At 59.6% G+C, this 4,146-nt stretch carries 6 protein-coding genes; all 6 read right to left on the reverse strand.

Features of this window, described 5'->3' with window-relative positions:
• Positions 1 to 1,421: DUF6531 domain-containing protein (locus ACIOUG_RS26615; RefSeq protein ID WP_401070101.1), on the reverse strand; the 1,421-nt coding region annotated here is incomplete at its 3' end.
• Positions 1,422 to 1,667: 246 nt separating this feature from the next.
• Complete coding sequence (locus tag ACIOUG_RS26620; RefSeq protein ID WP_401070104.1) at positions 1,668 to 2,066, reverse strand: tetratricopeptide repeat protein; 399 nt, start codon at positions 2,064 to 2,066, stop codon at positions 1,668 to 1,670.
• Entirely contained in the window at positions 2,067 to 2,438 is a 372-nt protein-coding gene (locus ACIOUG_RS26625) for a hypothetical protein (protein ID WP_003223109.1), read from the reverse strand. It abuts the gene before it with no gap.
• On the reverse strand, positions 2,435 to 2,776 hold the full coding sequence (locus ACIOUG_RS26630; protein ID WP_027613366.1) for a helix-turn-helix domain-containing protein: 342 nt from the start codon (positions 2,774 to 2,776) through the stop codon (positions 2,435 to 2,437). The genes ACIOUG_RS26625 and ACIOUG_RS26630 overlap by 4 nt, the downstream gene beginning before the upstream one ends.
• A gap of 112 nt (positions 2,777 to 2,888) precedes the next feature.
• Positions 2,889 to 3,344 (reverse strand): YkvA family protein, encoded by a 456-nt coding sequence (locus ACIOUG_RS26635; protein WP_401070107.1) that lies wholly within the window; start codon positions 3,342 to 3,344, stop codon positions 2,889 to 2,891.
• Positions 3,345 to 3,638: 294 nt separating this feature from the next.
• Positions 3,639 to 4,146: FKBP-type peptidyl-prolyl cis-trans isomerase (locus ACIOUG_RS26640; protein ID WP_401070109.1), on the reverse strand; the 508-nt coding region annotated here is incomplete at its 5' end.

Here is a 4,146-nt window from a genome sequence, read left to right on the forward strand (position 1 = left end):
GGAAACCGCGTGCGACGGTTCTCGTGATCGACCCAGACCACCGCATCGCCATCGAACTCCAGCCGATGCGCCAGCGAATGGCTCCAGCCAAACCCCAGCCCGACATCGATCTCCACCGCGCTGGTGCGATACAACCGGGTGAACTCGAATGGCAGCAAACCATCGAGCGTGCCGTCGCTCAAGGTCAGCAACTCTTCACCGGTAACCATCGACACCGGACAGCCGTTAGTGCAGGTCAGAGGCGCGCAATCGGCGCTATCACCGTTGGGGTTTTTCGCTTGATCGGGAGCGTCGTCGTGATGTTCGTTTTTCTTCAGGGCGGTATTGCGTTTTGCATCCCAGCGCAGTTGCATGCGACCCTTTTTAACGCCGGCGGCAATGCCCCGCGCTGCGACAGTTTTGTACTGGTCGACGTAATGAATGAACGTGTTGACGATGCCAAACATCGCCTTGACCAGGCGTTTCACAACCGCGAGCAGCTGGGTGGCGCGATCCGCCAGGCGTAGCGTCAGATAAGCGATCCCTGCACCAGCGCCGACGAATGTCAACACAACGCCGATCAGCACATCGATCAGCACCTGCACGATCATCATCGACGCCGCTTCAGCGGTTTTCCCGGCGATCTGACTGGGCGGCAACATCTCCAGCCAGAGACTCGCACTGCGCAGCAGCAAACACAGCGCCGCTTCATCGCTGACCAGCAGCTGCAATTTCTGCATGACATCCGGAGCGGTTTTCGCCAGCTCGATCAGATCCTCCGCACCACGCCCCAATCGCTCAGCAAACTTGCCGGGGTCCTGCAGAATCTCCGACAGCATGCCGATGCTGTCCCACACCCCCTCGATCGCCGCCCAACTCCCGGCGAGCATGCCGTTGCCCGCCGCCGTCGCCACCGACTGCGACCACTGCGGCTTGAACCCCTGCCACTCGCCGCGCAGCCAGCCATCGAGTTCACCGGTCAGCCCGGTGTAAGCCTTGAACAGATCGTCGATCTGTTGCGGCGTGACCTCACTGCGGACCACTACCCGGTAGAACTGGCCCGCATCGCCCGTGAATGAGCCTTTACCCTGCGCATCCAGCGTGACAGGGGTGATCTTTCCGTCACCCACCGCCACCACATCCACCACGATGCCGCCCAGCGGAATGTCGTACACCGACTCGAATTTGCTCTCGATCGCCAGCACTCCGCTTTCCGGGCACTGCACGACGCTGGAGGAAAATTCACTGTCGCCCGTGCTGACCGCGGTGACGCGATCACCGAAGCGGATGACCCGCTCCATGCCCATCAGCGACGGCAGATCCGCCGCGTTGCTGACCTGGTCGGCCGCGCGACTCAGCCAATGTTCAAGCTGCTGGCGATAGAGGTTGAGGGTGTCGGGGAAGCTGTCGAGTTCCTGCTCGATACGGCTGACGGCGTCCATCAGCGCACGCGACGATGCGGGGTGGAATGAAAAACCGGGTCAAACATGAGCGTTCCCTTGCGCAAAAATTAGGCGCGGGGACTTTGCGGGGGATCAATCAGGAAAGAAGTCAGGCGAGTAGGCGTTTGCTGTAGGACTAATCTGCAAAAGGCTGATTACTACAAAACGTATAGCGATAAACGCAAACGTGGCGTGAGGTTTCCCTCACGCCACGTTTATCGAACGATACAAAATGATTTACTCGGTTTAATCCCGAGCATGCAACTCTTTGAGTTTGAGCTCGGCCAATGGGTGACCGGCCTTGGCGGCCAGGGTCCACCAACGCGCCGCTTCGGTCGGATCCGGCGCTTTGCCCGGAGTACCGGCCAAGCTGATCACGCCGACCTGATAAGCCGCTTTGCCATCGCCGGCGAGCGCCGCCAGACGCAACAGTCGCACACCCTCTTCGCGGGCACCCAGGCCAACCCCGCGAAACGTCAGGATGTGCCCATAAAAGCTCTGCGCGCCAACATCGCCAAGATTGGCCATCCGCGCAAACTGCCCTTCGAGCCAGCGCCAGCCTCGGGGCTGGCGGACAAACCACGACCAGTGAAACAGCCTACGGGCCAACCAGTAACTGGCCGACGCCTTGAGTCGTAAAAACACTCAGGCCTCCGCCGATTCCGGGTACTCGTATTCGAAAACCCTGACCACTTCCGACGCATGCCAAGAGGCTGCCGCAACGCCATCGGAGGGTCCGGAAAAGCGCCCTAGACGCTCGACACATTCAAAAAAACCGGTACGTGGCAAGCGGCTGGCACCCTGGCTGATCACCAGCGAACTGCGCAAGGGCTGCTCGGCCTTGGCGTCCAGTGCGGCCAGATGCTCGAGTGCCGCGGTCAGCGTCTGCATTGCCGGCGTCGGCAGTTGCAGGCGTTCGAGCAAGGCTCGATAGGTCAACAGATGGCGCTGTCTGCGCGCCTGATCCAGCTCCCCCAGCAATCCGTCCCAATGTTGACGACTGATGCGTACGCTCACGATTCATCCCTCCAACCTGGCACCGTCAGTTCCCAGGCCAGGCTGCGACGAATCGCGGCGTCAGGCTGACGCTCGCCGCTTTCAATCATGGCCAGATAAGACGGGCTGATGCCTACCGTGCGGGCCAGCGCCTCGATGGCGATGCCCTTCCCTTCGCGCAAACTGCGTAATTGATCCAGACCTGGAAGAATCGGGTCCGGCGTTGCGGCGGCCGGCGCTGGCGCCTGCTGCTGCGGTGTTTCGTTGATGCCTGCTGCTTTCAGTAGAGCCTGATACTGGACCCATGGCAGAACCGCGTATTCGGGTTCGCCATCGCGTGCAATTATCTGAATATCCATGACTACCCCGTAGGACAACAACACTTAGCGAGTCGGCACTTTTCCCTAGAAGTGTAATCCTAACAGCGGCCAAGGTCGCGGGGGGTATCTATCTGTATGCAGGCAGGGTGAATCAGGTTTTTTTCGGGCCCTGCAGCTGAAGTTGTTCGGGGGTATCAGGCAAGCGCTCGACCACCGCGAGTTTTTCCGGCTTCAACCGGTCGCGCCAGAGTCGGAATGCAGTGAGTTCGTCTTCGAGGGTTTTCATCACCCAGGCAAGCACGGCGATGTCATCGAGCATGCCGAATACCGGGATGAAATCCGGTATGGCATCCACCGGGCTGAGGAAGTACATCAGACCCGCCACCACCGAAACCATGGCTTTCGGGCTGATGGCCCGATACTCGCCACGCCAGTAAGCCAGGCACAGTGCCTGGAGCAAACGCAGATCATCCTTCAGTTTGCCCAGGCGATTGCCTTGCGCGGCACCTTTGCTCGCCACCGCGAACAACAGGGTCGGCAGGCGGCCACGCGCCAGCAGTCGACCGGCGAGGGGCAGAAATCGAGCGAAATTCCACGGCGCTTTCATCTATTTCTCCCGTTGAAATGTTATCCACACAAATTGTGGATAACCTTGTGAACAGAGCTGCATTTCAGCGCCGAGAGCCCCGTCTTACAAGGGCTGCGCTCAGATCGGGCGTTTTTTACTCACATAAAAAACCCCAATTTTTCATTGACTTGGCGGCTCAGGGCGTCTAGCGCTGATAGCCTCAATCTCTAGGACTGCTGTCGACGGCATCCGTTCGCTCTGTTTACCTCTGCCATCTTCCAGATGCAACAACGCCCCGCATAAGCGAGGCGTTGTTGACGAAGCCGTTGCCGATTACTTGGCGGCAGCAGCGTCTTCTTTGGCTGGATCCTTGATGGCCAGCAGTTCCAGGTCGAAGACCAGAACCGAGTTGGCCGGGATTGCCGGGCTTGGCGATTGCGCGCCGTAAGCCAGATCGCTAGGGATGTACAGTTTGTACTTCTCGCCAACGTGCATCAGTTGCAGACCTTCAACCCAACCCGGGATCACGCCGCTCACCGGCAGATCGATCGGGCTGCCACGTTCAACGGAGCTGTCGAACACGGTGCCGTTGGTCAGCTTGCCGGTGTAGTGAACAGTCACTACGTCGGTAGGCTTAGGCTGTGGGCCATCGGCTTTCTTGACCACTTCGTACTGCAGACCGGATGCAGTCGTGGTCACGCCGGCCTTCTTGCCGTTTTCTTCGAGGAATTTCTTGCCGGCGGCTGCCGACTCTTCGCTCATCTTGGCCATGCGCTCTTCAGCACGCTTTTGCAGCGCGGCGAAAGCTTCGACCAGTTCTTCGTCTGTCAGCGTCTGTTCT

The sequence above is a fragment of the Pseudomonas sp. NPDC087803 genome (assembly GCF_044742995.1).
GTDB lineage: Bacteria > Pseudomonadota > Gammaproteobacteria > Pseudomonadales > Pseudomonadaceae > Aquipseudomonas.